General features: G+C 71.8%; 10 protein-coding genes. 7 read left to right on the top strand and 3 right to left on the bottom strand.

Going from position 1 to position 18,590, the window contains the following annotated elements:
- Positions 1-3: 3 nt before the first annotated feature.
- On the bottom strand, positions 4-951 hold the full coding sequence (locus ABT078_RS11710) for a hypothetical protein (protein WP_351226451.1): 948 nt from the start codon (positions 949-951) through the stop codon (positions 4-6).
- Positions 952-1,063: 112 nt separating this feature from the next.
- Positions 1,064-2,305, bottom strand: coding sequence for a nucleotide sugar dehydrogenase (locus tag ABT078_RS11705; RefSeq protein WP_351226449.1), 1,242 nt, complete (start codon positions 2,303-2,305; stop codon positions 1,064-1,066).
- Between the two features lie 250 nt (positions 2,306-2,555).
- Here ABT078_RS11705 and ABT078_RS11700 point away from each other — a divergent pair, with 250 nt between their 5' ends.
- The 7 genes from ABT078_RS11700 (at position 2,556) to ABT078_RS11670 (ending at position 17,349) form a co-directional block, all read left to right on the top strand.
- The gene (locus ABT078_RS11700) at positions 2,556-4,262 is read left to right on the top strand and encodes a glycerol-3-phosphate dehydrogenase/oxidase (protein ID WP_351226447.1); all 1,707 of its coding nucleotides are present in this window, start codon (positions 2,556-2,558) and stop codon (positions 4,260-4,262) included.
- Positions 4,263-4,579: 317 nt separating this feature from the next.
- Positions 4,580-6,871 carry a serine/threonine-protein kinase gene (locus ABT078_RS11695; RefSeq protein ID WP_351226445.1) on the top strand — a complete coding sequence of 764 codons (2,292 nt, stop codon included), beginning with the start codon at positions 4,580-4,582 and terminating at the stop codon, positions 6,869-6,871.
- Positions 6,872-7,152: 281 nt separating this feature from the next.
- Complete coding sequence (locus ABT078_RS11690; RefSeq protein ID WP_351226443.1) at positions 7,153-10,008, top strand: serine/threonine kinase C-terminal domain-containing protein; 2,856 nt, start codon at positions 7,153-7,155, stop codon at positions 10,006-10,008.
- A 280-nt stretch (positions 10,009-10,288) separates the two neighbouring features.
- Complete coding sequence (locus ABT078_RS11685) at positions 10,289-11,920, top strand: serine/threonine-protein kinase (RefSeq protein WP_351226441.1); 1,632 nt, start codon at positions 10,289-10,291, stop codon at positions 11,918-11,920.
- Positions 11,921-11,993: 73 nt separating this feature from the next.
- Complete coding sequence (locus tag ABT078_RS11680; RefSeq protein ID WP_351226439.1) at positions 11,994-13,688, top strand: serine/threonine-protein kinase; 1,695 nt, start codon at positions 11,994-11,996, stop codon at positions 13,686-13,688.
- 153 nt (positions 13,689-13,841) lie between these two features.
- Positions 13,842-15,470 carry a succinic semialdehyde dehydrogenase gene (locus tag ABT078_RS11675; protein WP_351226437.1) on the top strand — a complete coding sequence of 543 codons (1,629 nt, stop codon included), beginning with the start codon at positions 13,842-13,844 and terminating at the stop codon, positions 15,468-15,470.
- A gap of 49 nt (positions 15,471-15,519) precedes the next feature.
- Entirely contained in the window at positions 15,520-17,349 is a 1,830-nt protein-coding gene (locus ABT078_RS11670; RefSeq protein ID WP_351226435.1) for a GMC oxidoreductase, read from the top strand.
- 72 nt (positions 17,350-17,421) lie between these two features.
- Here ABT078_RS11670 and ABT078_RS11665 read toward each other — a convergent pair.
- Positions 17,422-18,590: LPXTG cell wall anchor domain-containing protein (locus tag ABT078_RS11665; protein WP_351226433.1), on the bottom strand; the 1,169-nt coding region annotated here is incomplete at its 5' end.

The raw sequence follows: 18,590 nt of genomic DNA, 5'->3' as shown, positions 1-18,590 counted from the left end.
GGGTCAGCCCTTCGCGAGCGAGGTCTTGCGGTGTTCCTTGAACGTGGCGGCCGGATCGCCGAGATAGTCCCAGGGGTGCTTGCTGGCGCAGTTGCCGAGGACGCGGAAGTGCGGCGCCGCCTGGGCGTGGTGGCGCCCCAGGGAGAGCGTGGCGGCGAAGAAGCCGTGGGCGCTGATCCAGTGGAAGCCGGGACGGAACTGCGGATGCAGGACGGACTGCGCGGCGGCAGCGGCCAGTTCGTCCCGTACGGAGGGCTGGGCGAGATGGCGGGCGTCCGCGCCCGGGCTGAGTTCGAGCCACATCTCGAGGTGGGCCTCGGCGAGGAGCGTGGCGCTGTGGGTGCCGGGCGGGGCCGCGGCGGCGCACTCCTTGGCGAAGGCGAAGGCCTCCTCCCACGTGCCGCTCCACTTCGGGCACAGCAGCTGGAGGAGCTGGGACTGGGCGGGGTAGTGGTGCGGGTGGTGCTCGACGAGCCGGTTGTAGCGGCGCCGGGCCTCACTGTGGCCGAGCTCCAGTCCGCGGACCGTGATCAGCCGCAGATACCAGGCGAGCGCGTAGTCGGGGTACTCGGCGCAGACGTCGATGAGCAGTTGTTCGGCCTTGCGCAACCAGCGGTGGAACTGGCTGAACTGCTGGCGCGAGACGGCCTTGGCGCGGGCGGCGGTCCTGATCGACCAGCCGACGATGATGTACCGGTCGGCGAGCAGGCACCTGGCCAGGGGATCGCCGGGACGGTCGGCGACCGCCTGCTCCAGGAACGTCTCGGACCCGGGCACGTCGGCCACGATGGACGCGGCGAAGGCGCGCTCGTCCTCATGGCCGAGCGCGGCGAAGAAACGGGAGACCGCATCCCAGTCCCCGGCCACGGTCGCGGTCCGCAGGGGCGCGAGCGCGGGCATGGTGATGTGCGGTTCGAACTGTGGCTGCGACAGCAGCGCGGTGCTGGACACGATGCTGGGTTCCCCCCAAGGAACGCGAGCGCGTGGATGGTGCGCTCAATGGCCCCGGAGGCTAGCACTCCTGTACGACGTCGTCATTGGGGAATGCCGGTCGAACCCCAGCTCAGAGGCGGTGTGCCGCACCCGCGGGCGACGCGCCCCGGGTGTCCAGCAGGAGCTGGGCCTTCACCGCCAGGCCCTGGAGGTCGTAGGTGTGGTGGTGCTGGAGCAGGATCGTGAGGTCGGCGTTGGCCGCGGCTTCGTAGAGGGAGTCCGCGCGGGGGACCGGCCGGTCGTGGACGCGCCAGTCGAACACGTACGGGTCGTGGTAGCTGACGGACGCGCCCAGCTCCATCAGGCGCTGGGCGATCTCGGGTGCGGGCGAGCCCTCGAGGTCGGCGAGGTCCGGCTTGTATGTGATGCCGAGGAGCAGCACCCGGGCCCCGCGTGCCGATTTCCCGTGCTCGTTCAGGAGCGTGGCGCTGCGCTGGATGACGTACTGCGGCATGCGCTCGTTGATCTGGCCCGCCAGCTCGACCAGCCGCAGTGGCCGGTGGGCGCCGATCGTGTCGACGGGGATGCCGTGGCCGCCGACGCCGGGGCCCGGGCGGAAGGCGTGGAAGCCGAACGGCTTGGTCTCGGCGCAGCGGATGACGTCCCAGAGGTCGACGCCGAGCTCGTGGCAGAGCACCGCCATCTCGTTGACGAGGGCGATGTTGACGTGCCGGAAGTTGGTCTCCAGGAGCTTGACGGTCTCGGCCTCGCGCAGACCGCGGGCGCGGACCACCTTGTCGGTGACGCGCCCGTAGAACGCGGCGGCGGACTCGGTGCAGGCCGGGGTGAGCCCGCCGATCACCTGGGGGATGCCCGCGTGGCCGTGGACGCGGTTGCCGGGGTCGAGGCGGCTGGGGGCGTACGCGAGGTGGAAGTCGCGGCCGGCGCGCAGCCCCGATCCCTCTTCGAGGATCGGGAGGAGGTAACTCTCCGTGGTGCCGGGTGCGACCGCGGATTCGAGCAGCACGGTGGTGCGCGGGCGCAGCCGCGCAGCGAGGGCGCGGGCGGCGGCGCCGACCGCGGTCAGGTCGAGCATGCGGTCCGCGCCCAGGGGAGTGGGGGCGCAGATGACGGCGGTACGGACGCGGCCCAGCTCGGCAGGGTCGGTGGTCGGCCGGAAGCCGCCCGAGAGCATCCGGCGGATTTCGGAGGCGCTGAGCGAACCGTCCACCGGCGGGCGGCCGGCGGCGAGTTCGGCGACGGGGCGCGGGTCGGTGTCGTAGCCGATCGTCTCGATGCCGGCGGCCACGGCGGCCTGGGCGAGCGGCAGTCCGAGGTGGCCGAGTCCGATGACGGCGAGATCTGCGGGCATGGCGGTGGGCCGTCCTTTCCCGGTAGCCGAAGCTTCCAGTAGCCGAAGGGGACGTGGCCCGCAAGTCCTGTGGACAGAACGAGGGCAGAACCAGCGGGGCGCAATGTCACACTAGGCGTAAATATGACCGAAATACGGCATTGCAAGGGTCTCGCCGCCCGAGTGTTGTCCACAGGCGGTGGCTGAAGTCGGGGAGTGCGGACAGAATCAAGGGTGTGAGTCCGACCAACGGGGGCGACGGGAGGCAGCCGTGAGGACAGCGACACTGGGGCCCGCACAGCGTTCGGAGGCACTCGCCACGATGGCCGAGCGCGAGCTGGACGTGCTGGTCGTGGGCGCAGGCGTAGTCGGCGCGGGCACCGCACTGGACGCCGCGACACGCGGACTCTCCACCGGACTGGTCGAGGCCCGGGACTGGGCATCGGGCACCTCCAGCAGGTCCAGCAAGCTCATCCACGGCGGGCTGCGCTATCTGGAGATGCTGGACTTCGCGCTCGTGCGGGAGGCGCTCAAGGAGCGCGGACTGCTGCTGCAGCGGCTCGCCCCGCATCTGGTGAAGCCCGTGCCCTTCCTGTATCCGCTCCAGCACAGGGTCTGGGAGCGGCTCTATGCCGGACCGGGCGTCGCGTTGTACGACGCGATGTCGGTCTCATCGGGCCATGGCCGCGGCCTGCCCGTCCACCGCCACCTCTCGCGGACGAACGCGCTGCGGGTCGCCCCCTGCCTCAAGAGGGACTCCCTGGTGGGCGCCTTGCAGTACTACGACGCACAGATGGACGACGCCCGCTATGTGGCGACCCTGGTGCGCACGGCCGCGAGCTACGGGGCACGGGTGGCCAGCCGCGCACGGGTGATCGGCTTCCTGCGGGAGGGTGAGCGGGTCGTGGGCGCCCGAGTGCAGGACGTCGAGGCCGGCGGGGAGTACGAGATCCGGGCGAAGCAGATCGTCAACGCGACAGGAGTGTGGACGGACGACACCCAGGCCCTGATCGGCGAGCGCGGCCAGTTCCACGTCAGGGCGTCCAAGGGCATCCATCTCGTCGTGCCCAAGGACCGGATCCACTCGACCACCGGGCTCATCCTGCGCACCGAGAAGTCCGTGCTCTTCGTCATCCCCTGGGGCCGCCACTGGATCGTGGGGACGACGGACACCGACTGGGACCTGGACAAGGCCCATCCGGCGGCGTCCAGCGCCGACATCGACTATCTGCTGGAGCACGTCAACTCCGTGCTGGCCGTGCCGCTCACCCGCGACGACGTCCAAGGGGTGTACGCGGGACTGCGACCGCTCCTCGCGGGCGAGTCGGACGCGACCAGCAAGCTCAGCCGCGAGCACACGGTGGCCCATCCCGTGCCCGGCCTCGTCGTCGTCGCAGGCGGCAAGTACACGACGTACCGGGTGATGGCGAAGGACGCAGTGGACGCGGCGGTGCACGGGCTGGACCAGCGCGTCGCGGCCTGTGTCACGGAGGACGTGCCCCTGCTGGGCGCCGAGGGCTATCGGGCGCTGTGGAACGCACGGGCGAGGATCGCGGCCCGTACGGGCCTCCATGTCGCCCGGGTGGAGCATCTGCTCAACCGGTACGGCTCGCTGACCGAGGAACTGCTGGAGCTGATCGGGGCCGACCCGAGGCTCGGCGAGCCGCTCGGCGGCGCCGACGACTATCTGCGGGCGGAGATCGTCTACGCAGCCTCGCACGAAGGGGCCCGCCATCTCGACGACGTCCTGACGCGGCGGACCCGCATCTCCATCGAGACGTTCGACCGGGGGACGCGCAGTGCACGGGAGTGCGCGGAGCTCATGGCGCCGGTGCTGGGCTGGGACAAGGAGCAGATCGAGAAGGAGGTCGAGCACTACGAGAAGCGGGTGGAGGCGGAGCGCGAGTCGCAGCGCCAGCCGGACGACCTGACGGCGGACGCGGCGCGGCTCGGGGCGCCGGACATCGTGCCGATCTAGTCCGATCTCGCTCATGTCCGGCCGACTTCGGGACGCGCCGGTGCGTTCCGGAAGTCACATGCCGGGAGGGCGGGTTGATGCGGGCACCGGAGCCCGACCAGGCGTTCGAGGGGGGTGAAGGCGATCGAGGTGGCGGCTGCGCCCCGTGCGGCCGACGGCTGCGGAGCCCTTTTTCGGCGGCTCGTGCTGACACACGGTGGACCCGGGAGACTCAGCGGTCCTGGAGTAAGAGAGAATGGGGGCTCTTCCAGGGCGGGTTACCGCATCGCGCGGAAGCGGCAGGCGCGGGCGAGGATCAGGGATCGCAGAGGGGACGCATGTCGGAGGCGGAGCAGTCGCGGGACACGACACCGGGGACCCTGCAGGACGCTGATCGGGAGGTCGCAGGCGCCGACGCGAAGCGCTCTGACGCGGGCTCGGCGACGGACGCGGGCAAGGCGGACAAGGCGGGTAGGACGGTGTCCGGTGACGCCGGTGCACGGACTGCCGCGCCGGACGCGGACCCGGACGCGGGCGTGAATGCAGGTGTGGCGGACGGCGCCGGCTCGGGTTCGGGTTCGGCGGATGGCGCCGACTCGGCAGTCGGCGCGGCACGCGGTCCGGTGAAGGACGCGGCGCCGGGGACGACTTCGGGGACGGGAGCGGGCCGGGCGGCGGGCCCGGGCGTCGAGACGGCGGCCCCAGGTGCCGGGAGCGGCGGCCGGGCCGATTCCGGCAGAACGGGCGGCGGCACGGTGCGGGGCGCGGTCAAGGCCGCCGGGGACGGACGGCTGCTGGCCGGACGGTACCGGCTGGGCGGCGTGCTCGGGCGCGGCGGCATGGGCACCGTATGGCGGGCCGTCGACGAAACCCTCGGCCGCACGGTCGCCGTGAAGGAGCTGCGCTTCCCCAACAGCATTGACGAGGACGAGAAGCGGCGCCTCATCACGCGCACGCTCCGCGAGGCGAAGGCGATCGCCCGCATCCGCAACAACGGCGCGGTGACGGTCTACGACGTCGTCGACGAGGACGACCGCCCATGGATCGTCATGGAGCTCGTCGAGGGCAAGTCCCTCGCCGAAGCCCTGCGTGAGGACGGCCTCCTGACGCCCCGACGGGCGGCCGAGGTCGGTCTGGCGATTCTCGACGTGCTGCGCTCCGCGCACCGCGAGGGCATTCTGCACCGCGATGTGAAGCCGTCCAATGTGCTGATCGCCGAGGACGGGCGGGTCGTCCTGACCGACTTCGGCATCGCGCAGGTCGAGGGCGACCCCTCCATCACCTCCACCGGCATGCTGGTCGGCGCCCCCTCGTACATCTCGCCCGAGCGCGCCCGCGGTCACAAGCCCGGGCCGGCGGCCGATCTGTGGTCGCTCGGCGGGTTGCTGTACGCGTGCGTCGAGGGCTGCCCGCCGTACGACAAGGGCTCCGCGATCGCGACGCTCACCGCGGTGATGACCGAGCCGCTCGACCCGCCGAAGAACGCCGGCCCGCTGGAAGAGGTCATCTACGGCCTGCTGGCCAAGGACCCCGCGCAGCGGCTCGACGACGCGGGTGCGCGGGCTCTGCTCCTGGACGTCATGCACGCACCGGAGCACCCGGCCGCGCCGGAGCCGTCGGCCGAGGCGACCAGGGTGGTCGCCCTGCCGCCGGTTCCGCCGGAGCCCGTGGCCCCGGCTGCGGCTCCCGCCAAGGACGCGGCGGCAGTGCGGCTGCGGAGCGCGCTCCGCTCCGTACGGAACGCGGCGGCGAAGACCGAGCAGAGGCCCGCGTCGCCCGAGCCGGCTCCCTCCCGTGCTCCCGGGGCGGCGTCCGCACGGACGGCCCCCGTGCGCGCGCCGCTCACGGATGTGGTGTCCAGGCGGATGCTGGTCGTCGTCGCGGTCGTCGTCGCACTCGCCGTGCTCTCGACCGTGCTTCTCCTCGCGCTCAACGGCAACGAGGACAAGGGCGGACAGGGCAAGCCCAAGGGCGACACGGCCGCTTCGGCCGGGGCCGCGTCCGGCGGCAACGGTCAGGACAAGGACAAGGGCGACACCCAGGGCGGCGACAGCCAGGACCAGGGCGGTGACACCGGCACGGACGACGGCACGCAGGGCAGTGGCGGGAGCACGGCCGGAGCCCAGCCGTCGGGCGACGGGAAGACCGGTGGCCAGGCGGACGTGGACGGGATTCCGGCCGGGTACGAGCTGGTGACGAACGACCGGTTCCACTTCACCATGGCGATGCCGAAGGAGTTCAAGCTCACCCGCATCGCGGGCCAGAACTCGGGTGGGGTCTTCAGTGTGAACGGTGGATTCCCGCGCGTGCAGGTGGACTTCACGAACAGCCCCGGGGGCGACGCAAGGCTGGCGTGGGCGCGCGCGGTCGACGGCGTGCGCGCCGGCAGCGACGGCTACAAGCACCTCGGCATCGACACCGTCGAGTACAACGGCTACCCGACCGTCGCCGACTGGAGCTTCGAGCGCATCCAGAACGGTGAGCGGATCCGCGTCCTCAACCGCGGCTTCAAGGTCGATGCCAAGCACGGTTACGCCATCATGATCAGCTGCAAGGCGAGCGAGTGGGACGGCGAGGAGTGCGCGACGCTGGTCAAGACGGCGTTCGGCACGTTCGCCCCCAAGGACTGACCAGGCCACGTATCGTGAGAGACCGTAGACCGTACGCAGCCGCAAGAGGCCGGTGAACGACCGGAATTGACGGTTTCGTGCGGTCTCGGGACCGGGGGAACAGGCGAGTGAGGCGAAGGGGCGCGCCGCTGTCGAAAGGGAGGCCGGCGTCGATGTGCGGCTACCGCCGCGCGGGCGGAGGTCCTGAGGTGCGAGGGACCGAGCACGATCGACCGTCGACAGCGGTTCGAGCGCCCCGGAGGTGAACCGAGCCAAGAGGACAGCGCTGCTGGGGAGGCGTCGTGGACGACTACGCGGGAAGGGTGCTCGCCGACCGCTACCGCCTGCCGTTGCCACCCTCCGACGAGTACGAACTCGTCGAGACGCGTGCCTTCGACACCTACAGCGGCCAGGAGGTCGTGGTCCGGCAGGTGCCGTTGCCGGAGGTCGTGGACGCCGAGGTGCTCGACCCGGACGGGGGCTCCGGTCCCCGGGGATCCTCCGTGCAGCGGCGGGCGCCGGGGCGGACCACTCGGCGGCCCACGGACCCGGCGGTCCGACGCGCCGTCGAGGCGGCGCAGGCAGCGGCCCGGATTCCTGACCACCCCCGGCTGGACCAGGTCTTCGACGTGTTCGCGGAGGGCGGTTCGCTCTGGATAGTGAGCGAACTGATCGCGGCACGCCCGCTGGCGGCCCTGCTCGCGGAGAAGCCGCTGAATCCCTACCGGGCGGCGGAGATCGGCTCGGACGTGCTCACCGCGCTGCGTGCCCTCCACGCGCACGGCTGGACCCACCGCAACATCACGGTCCGCACTGTCCTCGTCTGCGACGACGGCCGTGTCGTGCTGACGGGTCTCGCGGCGGGCGCGGCGGAGGAGGCCCTGTGCGGGTACGCGCCGGTGCCGGAGCCCCTGGACCAGGTGATCGAGGCCGATCTCGTGGACCCGGTCGGCCCGCCTCCCGGAGGGGCGGCGCCCACTCCTGACCCTGCGCCCGGACTCGCCCCCGTGCCCGGGCCCGCACCCGTGCCGCGTCCGGGCGGCGCGACGGACCCGTACGCGCCTCCGGCCTACGGTTACGGCTTCGGCGAGGACTCCGGGGACAGGCGCGCCACACGCGCGGGGGCCATCGCCGCTTACCGGGCGGGAGCCCGCGCCGCGGCCCGCGTCACCGAGGACCGGCGGCAGGACGAAGCCCGCCGGGAGCTCGAGAGCGGGCGCCGGGCGGAGGACCACGGCGGGCATGCCCAGCACGGCGAGCACGGCCGGCAGAGCCAGGACGGTCACCACGGCGTCGAGCGCCTGCACCACCCGGGAGTACGGGACGAGCCCGCCGGGGGCCGCGGCAGCGGCTCCGCGCTGCCCGCCCCACGCTCGGGCGCGCCCGAGCCCCAGTGGTGGTCCCGGCCGACGGACACCGACGACGACGACATCCATGACGACATCGACGACATGGACGACGACGTCTACGAAGTGGACGCCTTCGAGGTCGAGACGTACGAGAGCGACGCCACCGACGACGCGACGTACGACGTCGCGACGTACGACGACGTGACCTATGGCGAGGACCCGCCGCGCAGCCCCTACCGTCCGCGCCGCGCCGAACTGGCGGGCACGTGGCACGACGGCCCCCGCCCGGGTGCCGACGGCCCCACGCCGATTCCGGCAGGCGGCGGGCCCTCGCCGTACGGCAGAGGCTCCTTCGGCACCGACGCCCTGCGCGCCGACGCACAGCGGCAGCAGCTTCCCGCCCAGGCCCGTGGCGCAGGACGGCCGGGCACCGGTGGTACCGGCAACTCCGCAAGCACCGGGAGCACCGGGAGCACCGGGAGCACGGTCGGTACCGGCCGCTGGGACGACGTCGTCGCGGGCGGCCCGGCCACCCCCCTGGCCCCCTATCGCGGTCCCGCCACTCCCCTCGCCGCCGAGCGGGCCCGCCAGGCGCGGATCGCCGTCGTCGGCGCGGTCACCGAACGCTGGGCGCCCGAGCAGGCGGGCCCGGTCCACGAGAACTGGCAACTGGCGCCGCCCATCGGCCCGGCCACGGACCTGTGGGCGCTCGGCGCGCTGCTCTACCGTGCGGTGCAGGGACATGCCCCGTACCCCGAGGAGAGCGCGGTCGAGCTGGTCCAGCTGGTCTGTGCCGAGCCGCCCGCGTTCGCCGAGGAGTGCGGCCCGCTGCGGCCTGTCGTCGAGTCGCTGCTGCGCCAGGACCCCACCGAGCGCCCCGACTTCGAGGAGCTCCGCGGCTGGCTGCGCTCGCTGATCAGGTCCGCGCCCGAGCCCGACGCGGGCGCGGAGGTCGTGCCGCTGCCGTCCGTCGACGGCACGCGGCTGCCCGTCGTACGCCGACGCGGTGAGCTCGTCCGCAAGCGCCGCGCCGGCTCGCCCGCGGCGACACACGGCCGCCACCGCCACAAGAAGGTCAAGGAGCCCCGGGAGCGGCGCGAGCGGCGACCGCGCGGCCCGCGCTCGCTCGGCCGTCTCCTCCTGGTCCTGATCCTGCTGGCGCTGGCCGCGGCCGTGGCGTACGCCGTGATGTTCATGCCGAAGGCTGATCCCCAGTCCGCCGGCAGCACGGCCCCTGGCGCCGGCGCACCCGCGAACAGCGAGTCCCCCGACGGAGGCGGGACCCCCGGCCCCCAGCAGCCTTCGGGTGCCCCGGACGGTCAGCAGCCCCAGACCTCCGCACCCGCGGTGGACCTCGCCGACGGCTATGTCGTGCGCGTGGATCCGGAGGGCTTCCGGATCGGCGTCGACAAGACGTGGCAGCGGCGGCCCATCAACGACAGCGGTCAGGTCCGCTACGTCGGCGGCGACTTCACCCTCATCGTCGTCCCCGGCCGGGACTCGGTCCGGGCGAACGGCGCGGACCCGATGGCGTACCAGCGCAACAAGGAGCGCGAACTGCAGCCGTTCCGGGAGTCCTCCTGGTCGTCCGCGTCCGGTCTGCGCCGCATCGACGTGGGCAAACAGGCCATGGCGGAGGGGCAGTTCACCTGGCAGGACAGCACCGGACGCGAGGTGTACGTCCGCAACATCGCCATGATCGTCGGCGACCGGTACCACGTGATCCAGGTGATCGGCCCGGAGGGCCAGCGGGACAAGGTCAGCGAGATCTACCAGCAGGCGACGGCGGCGTACCGCGCGGCCGGCTGACCAGGACTGCCGGCCTCCCGTACGACCGTCGGCGACCAGCCGTCGACCACTGTCCGAAATCCACCCGGTGACCGCCTTGCCGACCGCATCCCGCAACAACCGCGTCACGGTGCGAGTTGGTGAGCAGCCCCTGTCCGAAATCCACCCGGTGACCGCCTTGCCGACCGCATCCCGCAACAACCGCGTCACGGTGCGAGTTGGTGAGCAGCCCCGTGTTCCCCGTACGTACTTCCCCTCCGTAACCTGTCATTCCAAGGAACGGGGCGGGGGCACGGGGCACGTGGAGAACAGACGGAGCACGGGAGCGGGACTGCTGCTGGCCGGCCGGTACCGGCTGGCCGAGAGCATCGGTCGCGGCGGCATGGGCAAGGTCTGGCGCGCCCACGACGAACTCCTGCACAGAACCGTCGCGGTCAAGGAGCTCACCGCCGGGTTGTATGTGTCCGAGGCCGACCGGACGGTCCTGCACGCCAGGACCCAGAAGGAGGCCAGGGCCGCCGCCCGGATCTCCCACCCCAACGTGGTCACGGTCCACGACGTCCTGGAGCACGACGACCGCCCGTGGATCGTCATGCAGTACGTCGACGGCCCGTCACTCGCCGATGCCGCCAAGGAATCGGGCCCTGTCCGCGCCACCGAGGCCGCCCGGATCGGCCTGCACGTCCTCGGTGCGCTGCGCGCCGCGCACGCCGCCGGTGTGCTGCACCGCGACGTCAAGCCGGGGAACGTGCTGCTCGCCTCCGACGGCCGCGTCCTGCTCACCGACTTCGGCATCGCCGCCATCGAGGGCGACTCGACGATCACCAGGACCGGTGAACTCGTCGGCTCCATCGACTATCTGGCTCCGGAACGGGTACGCGGCGGCGATCCCGGACCCGCGTCCGACCTGTGGTCCCTCGGCGCCACGCTGTACACCGCGGTGGAAGGGAACTCTCCGTTCCGCCGTACGTCGCCGCTGTCCACGATGCAGGCCGTGGTGACCGAGGAGCCGCCGCCCGCCCGGAACGCGGGCCCGCTGGCCCCGGTCATCACGGCGCTGCTGTGCAAGGACCCCGGGCGGCGCCCGTCCGCCGCCGAGACCGAGCGGATGCTGATGGAGGCGATGGAGGGGCGCAGCCTGAGGGCGGCGCAGGCGTACGTACCGACGCAGACGGTGGACCGCGAGGAACGCAGGGCGGCGACGGCACAGTTGCCAGGGGCCCCGTTCGCGCCGGACCCCACCACCGCGCCCACCCCGTCCACCGGTCCCGCGGCCCCAGCTTCGGCCCGGAAGCCGGCCGGCCGCTGGCGCGCGGTACTCCTGGCCGGCGTCATCGCCGCGATCGTCGGTGGCGGCGCGGGATTCCTGGCGATGCACTACGCGGACGGGAGCGGCGGCGGTACCCCGACCGGCCGTGGCACCGCGCCCGGGCCCGGCACGTCCTCGTCTCCCGCGCCCGCCAAGACCGGTTCCGTGCCGAAGGGCTGGCATCGGGAGAACGACCCCGAGGGCTTCAGCCTGCTCGTACCGGACGGCTGGACGCGGCAGCTGGACGGAGATCAGATCGACTACACGCCCGACAACGGCCGCCATCGCATCCGGATCAGCATCGACACGTCGCCCGACTTCGAGAACCCGTACATGCACCTGCAGGATCTGGAGAAGATCGTCGACGAGCGGTCGGACTACCGGCGGCTGACGCTGCACCCCATCACTTACCGCGACCAGACGAAGTCGGCGCTCTGGGAGTTCACGTGGACCGAGATCAAGGACCACCCGGGCAAGCGCCGCGCGATCGACCAGGTCCATTACGACGACGACGGAACCGAGTACGCCCTCTTCATGGCCGGCCCCGCCGAGGACTGGCCCACGATCCGGAAGCAGTTCGACGTCATGGTCCAGAGCTGGCGGCCCCCTCCGTCTGCCGCCTGACGGCTCCGTTACCGTTTTGCATCGCTCAACTACGCAAGTAGCGACCACAGCCGCGTTTCGCCAGGATGTGAACATGACGAACGACGGGGGACGGGCCCACGAGCCCACGAGCTATGCGCTGCAACCGCCGCAGCATCCGGTGCCGCCGCAGGCGCAGCACCCGATGCAGCAGCAGAACGGCGCGGAGCCCCAAGCCACGCACCAGGCGCACCAGCCCACCCAGTACGCCCCGCAGGCGCAGGCGCCCCAGGGGGCCGACGGCCGGCTCATCGGCGGCCGCTACCGCCTCGTAGCCCGGCTCGGCCACGGCGGGATGGGCACGGTGTGGCGCGCCCACGACGAGGTCGTGGACCGCGACGTCGCCGTCAAGGAACCGCGCGTGCCGGAACACCTGGGCGAGCGCGAGCGCGAGACCGTGTACCTCCGGATGCAGCGTGAGGCGCGCGCCGCGGCCCGTATCTCCCATCCCTCCGTCGTCACCATGCACGACGTCGTCATCGAGGACGGCAAGCCGTGGATCGTGATGGAACTGGTCCGTGGTCAGTCGCTCGGCGACCGGCTCCAGGAGGGCACCCTCGACGTCCGTGAGGCGGCCCGCATCGGACTCGCCGTCCTCGGCGCGCTGTCCGCGGCGCACGAGGCGGGTGTGCTCCACCGGGACGTCAAGCCGGACAACGTGCTCCTCGGCAGCGGCGACCGGGTCGTCCTGACCGACTTCGGCATCGCCCAGGTCGAGGGCGAGCAGGGGCTGACGGAGACCGGCGCGTTCGTCGGCTCGCCCGAGTTCATCGCGCCCGAGCGGGTGCTGGGGCAGCGGCCGGGGCCGGAGTCGGACCTGTGGTCGCTGGGCGTCGTGCTGTACGCGGCGGTCGAGGGCATGTCGCCGTACCGCCGTTCGCACACCCCCGCCACCCTCCAGGCCGTACTGTCCGCCGAGCCACAGATGCCGGCGCGGGGCTCAGGGGCGTTCGGCACGCTGGTGATGCAACTGCTGCGCAAGGACCCGGCGGCCCGGCCGGGCGCGGCCGAGATCCGCACGACGCTGGAGTCGGTGGCCAGGCCGCCGCAGGCGGCGCTCGACCCGACCGCGGTGTTCGGGGCCGCAGGGGCCGGGGCGGCGGCGGGGAAGGGCGGCTCCCGCTGGGTGCCGCCGGTCCTGCACCGCAACAGGCCCGCGCAGTTCGGCCTGCTCGGCGGCGTGCTCGCGGTGGCCGTCGCCCTCGTGCTGGTCCTCGTGAAGCCCTTCGGCGGCGACGAGCTGCCCGAGGGATGGCAGGTGCGGCCCGAGAGCGAGATCCTCTCGGCGGACGTGGGCGTTCCCAGCGAGTACGAGCGCTCCGAGGGCGACAGCGGTGACGGCGTCACGTACCGCGACCCGAGCGGCGTCTTCGGCATCTACCTGGAGCACGTCGAGATCACCGAGGACAACGCCGACAAGGTGCTCGAGCCCAAGAAGGACGTGTGGGACGAGTACTACACGGCGGGCGGCAAGAACGGCGTGGACTACAAGGAGCCCGACGTCGACACCAAGGACGTCACGTACCAGGCCGAGCCGGCCTTCGAGACGACCGTCGACTACATCCCGTACAGCTCGTCGGGCGACGACCCGATCCGCTACCGCCTGCACGAGCTGATCGTGCCGGGCAAGGACAAAGAGAAGTCGTACTGGCGGCTGCAGGTGACGATGCCGGCGGAGGGCGCCGCGCGGCAGGACGGTGAGGAGATCTTCACGAACGTGGTCAAGCACCTGAAGATCCAGGGTCTGTGAGCCCACAGGGCCCGACAAGCCCCTGATCAGGCCTTATCGCGCCAGTGATCACTGGCGCGATAAGGGATGCGCCCGGTCGGGGGTGTGAGGGCCTCGCGAAAAGCTGTTACCGACGGGTACCCAAAGCCTTGATTGCGTCATACTCTCGCCCCCATGACGGACTCGCAGGCCCTCGCCCCCCACCCCAGCGGTCAGCTCGGCACGAACCCGGTCGCCGCCGCCCCGGCCGGTGCGCGCACCGCCGCCGACGTGGTCACCCCCGAGGTGGTCGCCCAGCTCACCCGTGGTGTCGTCGGCTCCGGCCGCACCGCCAACCACACCCCGTTCACCGGGGAGAAGCTGGCCGACCTGCCCGAGTCCACCCCCGAGGACGTCGCCGAGGCCTTCGCCCGCGCCCGTGCCGCCCAGCCCGCCTGGGCCGCGACATCGCCGCGCGCCCGCGCCGCCGTGCTGCTCCGCTTCCACGACCTGGTCCTGGAGCGCCAGGCCGAGGTGCTCGACCTGATCCAGCTGGAGACCGGGAAGGCCCGCCTCCACGCCCATGAAGAGGTCCTCGCCGTCGCCGTCGCCGCCCGCCACTACGGCCGCAGGGCTCCCTCGTACCTGAAGCCCAAGCGGCACACCGGCGTCGTCCCCGTCCTCACCAAGACCACCGAACTGCGCCAGCCGCGCGGTGTCGTCGGCCAGATCGCCCCCTGGAACTACCCGCTGGAGCTGTCGGTCGGCGACGCGCTCCCGGCCTTCGTCGCCGGCAACGCGGTCGTCATGAAGCCCGACACCGAGACCGCCCTGACCGCCCTGTGGGCCCGTGACCTCCTCGTCGAGGCCGGACTCCCGGACGGCGTCTTCCAGGTCGTCATCGGTGAAGGCCCGGTTGTCGGCCCCGAGGTCGTCAAGCACGCCGACTACGTCTCCTTCACCGGCTCCACCCGCACCGGCCGCGAGGTCGCCCAGGGCGCCGCCGCCCGCCTCATCGGCGTCTCCCTCGAACTCGGCGGCAAGAACGCCATGCTGGTCCTGCACGACGCCGACATCGACAAGGCGGCCGCGGGCGCCGTCCGTGCCTGCTTCTCCTCCGCCGGGCAGCTGTGCATCTCGATCGAGCGGCTGTACGTCCACGAGTCCGTCGCCGACGCGTTCCTGGAGCGCTTCGCGGCCCGTACGAAGGCGATGCGGCTCGGCAACTCCCTCGCCTACGGCGCCGACATGGGTTCCCTCGTCGGTGAGCGCCAGCTGGAGACCGTCAAGCGGCATGTCGAGGAGGCCGTCGCCAAGGGCGCCACGCTCGTCGCGGGCGGCGTCCACCGGACCGACATCGGCCCGCTCTTCTACGAGCCGACGATCCTCGACGGCGTCGAGGCGCCGATGGCCGTGTGCACCGAGGAGACCTTCGGCCCCGTCGTCTCCCTCTACCGCTTCAAGGACGAGGACGACGTCATCGAGCAGGCCAACGCCACCCCGTACGGCCTCAACTCCAGTGTCTGGACGAAGGACGGCAGGCGCGGCCACGCCGTCGCCGCCCGCCTGCGCACCGGCACGGTCAACATCAACGAGGGGTACGCGCCCGCGTACGGCAGTGTGCAGTCGCCGATGGGCGGAATGAAGGACTCCGGCCTGAGCCGCAGGCACGGCTCCGAGGGAATCCTCAAGTACACCGAGGCCCAGACCGTGGCACAGCAGCGGCTGATCCCGCTGGCCCCGTCCTTCGGCATGGACGACGCGAAGTACGCGGCGTTCATGAGCACGTCCCTGAAGGTCATGAAGGCCCTGCGCCTGCGCTAGCACCCGCCCCAACCCCGCACCCGCACGTTTCTCGACGAGGAGAGCCGCCATGTCCGAGGTCCCCCCTGCCCGAAAACAGGACGACTCCGCATCCGAATCCGGCTACGACTACGACGTCGTCGTCGTCGGCTCGGGCTTCGGCGGCGCGGTCTCGGCGTTGCGGCTGACCGAGAAGGGCTACCGCGTCGGGGTCCTGGAGGCGGGCCGCCGTTTCACGCGCGAGACGCTGCCCAGGAACTCCTGGGACCTGCGCAACTATCTGTGGGCCCCGGCCCTCGGCCTCTTCGGCATCCAGCGCATCCATCTGCTCGGCAATGTGATGGTGCTGGCGGGCGCGGGAGTCGGCGGCGGCTCCCTGAACTACGCCAACACGCTGTACGTCCCCCCTGCCCCGTTCTTCAACGACCCGCAGTGGAAGGACATCACGGACTGGCAGGAGGAGCTGGCGCCGTACTACGACCAGGCGAAGCGCATGCTCGGGGTTCGCCTCAACCCGACCATGACCCCGTCGGACGTGCATCTGAAGGCGACCGCCCAGGCGATGGGCGTCGGCGACACCTTCCACATGGCACCGGTGGGTGTCTTCTTCGGGGACGGGAAGGATGCCGTCGGCAGGGATGAGGTCGGCACGGCGCAGGCCGAGCCGGGCGCGGAGGTCCCCGACCCGTACTTCGGCGGTGCGGGCCCGTCGCGCCGGGCCTGCACCGAGTGCGGCGAGTGCATGACGGGCTGCCGCCACGGCGCCAAGAACACCCTCAACGAGAACTACCTCTACCTCGCCGAGAAGGCGGGCGCGGTCATCCACCCGATGACGTCGGTGGTCACCGTCACCGAGGACTCCCGCGGCGGCTTCGCCGTCAAGACCCTGCCCAGCGACAACAAGCGCAAGAGCAAGGGGCGTACGTTCACGGCTCAGCGCGTCGTCATCGCCGCCGGCACCTACGGCACCCAGACGCTGCTGCACCGGATGAAGGACGGCGGGCTCCTGCCCCGTATCTCCGCGCGGCTCGGTGAGCTGACCCGTACCAACTCCGAGGCCCTCGTCGGCGCCCAGACCGACAACCGCCGCTACCGCAAGCGCCACGGCGCGGACACGGTCGACTTCACGCGCGGCGTCGCGATCACGTCCTCGATCCACCCGGACGAGCACACCCACATCGAGCCGGTCCGCTACGGCAAGGGCTCGAACTCGATGGGCAGCATGACCGTCCTCCAGGTCCCCTACAGCTCACGCCGGGTCCTGGCCTGGCTGGCCAACTGCGCCCGTCACCCGTGGCTCACGGTCCGTGCGCTGTCCAACCGCCGCTGGTCGGAGCGGACCATCATCGGCCTGGTCATGCAGTCCCTGGACAACTCCCTGACCACGTACCGCAAGCCCAACGGTGTCGGCAAGGGCCTCCTCACCGCCCGCCAGGGCCACGGAGCCCCCAACCCGAACCAGATCCCCGAGGCCACCCGCGCGGCCTCCCTCCTCGCCGAGGAGATCAACGGCTTCGCCGGGTCCAACATCGGCGAACTGATGGGCACCCCGCTCACCGCCCACTTCCTGGGCGGCTGCCCCATCGGCGCCTCTGCGGAGTCGGGCGTCATCGACCCGTACCACCGCCTCTACGGCCACCCGGGCATCTCGGTCGTCGACGGCGCCTCGGTCTCCGCGAACCTCGGCGTGAACCCGTCCCTCACCATCACGGCCCAGGCCGAGCGCGCGATGTCCTTCTGGCCCAACAAGGGCGAGACGGACCGCCGTCCGGAACAGGGCACGGCCTACGAACGCCTCACCCCGGTCGCCCCGAAGGCCCCGGCGGTTCCGGCCGACGCCTTCGGCGCGCTGAACCTCCCGTTCCTGGGCATGCCGGCGGTCCCGCCCAAGTCCTCCTGACCGCCCCGGAACAGACGAGAGGCGCTGCACCCCCCTCCGAGTGCAGCGCCTCTCTTGCTGTGGTGCGGCGTGTTACGCGACCGCGTCGCTCTTGCGGCGCTTCATCGCGAACACGACGCCGGCACCGGCGACGATCGCGATACCACCGGCGATGCCGATGGTGGGCAGCACCGAGGAGGAACCGGTCTCGGCGAGGTTGCCGGTGACCGGGATCTCCTTGATGTCACCCTGCGGCTTGGTGTCGGGGCCCTTGTCGTCCGGCTTCTCGTCGCCCGGCTTCGCCTCGCCCGGGTCCTCGTTCGAGGAACCCGGAGCCAGGACGACGAAGTCGACGATCTCGCCGGCGTTCTCGGCGATGCACTCCTGGCCCTCGACGTCACCGAGGTAGCCGCCCGAGCCGAAGGAGTAGCTGTCGCCGGCCGGAGCGTTCTTGTCGATGGTGAGGCGGAGGTCGATCTTCACGAAGTCCTGGGACTTCATGGTCTCGACGCCCCAGAAGTAGCCGCCGGCCCACTCCTTGTCGCCGATGCCGACCCACTCGTTGGTGCCGGGAAGCTTGAACTCCAGGTCGATGTACTTGCTGAGGAACTTGTCCTCGTCGAGCTCGTAGTTCTCGACCTCGGCGTAGAAGGCGACCTCCTTGAGGTCGGCTTCCGACTTGTTCGCGATGGTGAGGTTGAACTCCTCGGGGGCGCTGCCCGCGACGATCTTGCCGGGCAGGCCCGAGATCTCGATGTCGAGAGCCTTCTCCTCGAAGTTCTCGTCGATCTCCTCGCAGTACGGCGGGAGCTCTCCGCCGGGCTCTTCGCCGGGCTCGCCGGTGGTGCCGGTCTCGCCGGTCGTACCCGTCTCACCGGTGGTGCCGGTCTCACCGGTGGTGCCCGTCTCGCCGGTGGTGCCGGTCTCGCCGGTCGTCCCGGTCGTCCCGGTCTCGCCGGTGGTGCCGGTCTCGCCCGTGGTGCCCGTCTCGCCCGTGGTGCCCGTCTCACCGGTGGTGCCGGTCTCGCCGGTGGTGCCCGTCTCGCCGGTGGTGCCGGTCTCGCCGGTCGTCCCGGTCTCGCCGGTGCTGCCGGTCTCGCCCGTGGTGCCCGTCTCGCCCGTCGTACCCGTCTCACCGGTGGTGCCGGCAGAGGTCGTGCTGGTGTTGCCGTCGGGCGCCGACGCGCCCCGGGGCCCCCGGGAAGGGGCCGGGGGCGTTAAAACCGGGGCGGCCGCGACCCCCCAAACCCCGCGCAACGACA

Source organism: Streptomyces sp. NPDC002133, assembly GCF_040296405.1.
Taxonomy (GTDB): domain Bacteria; phylum Actinomycetota; class Actinomycetes; order Streptomycetales; family Streptomycetaceae; genus Streptomyces.
This window is presented reverse-complemented; position numbering and strand designations above follow the sequence as displayed.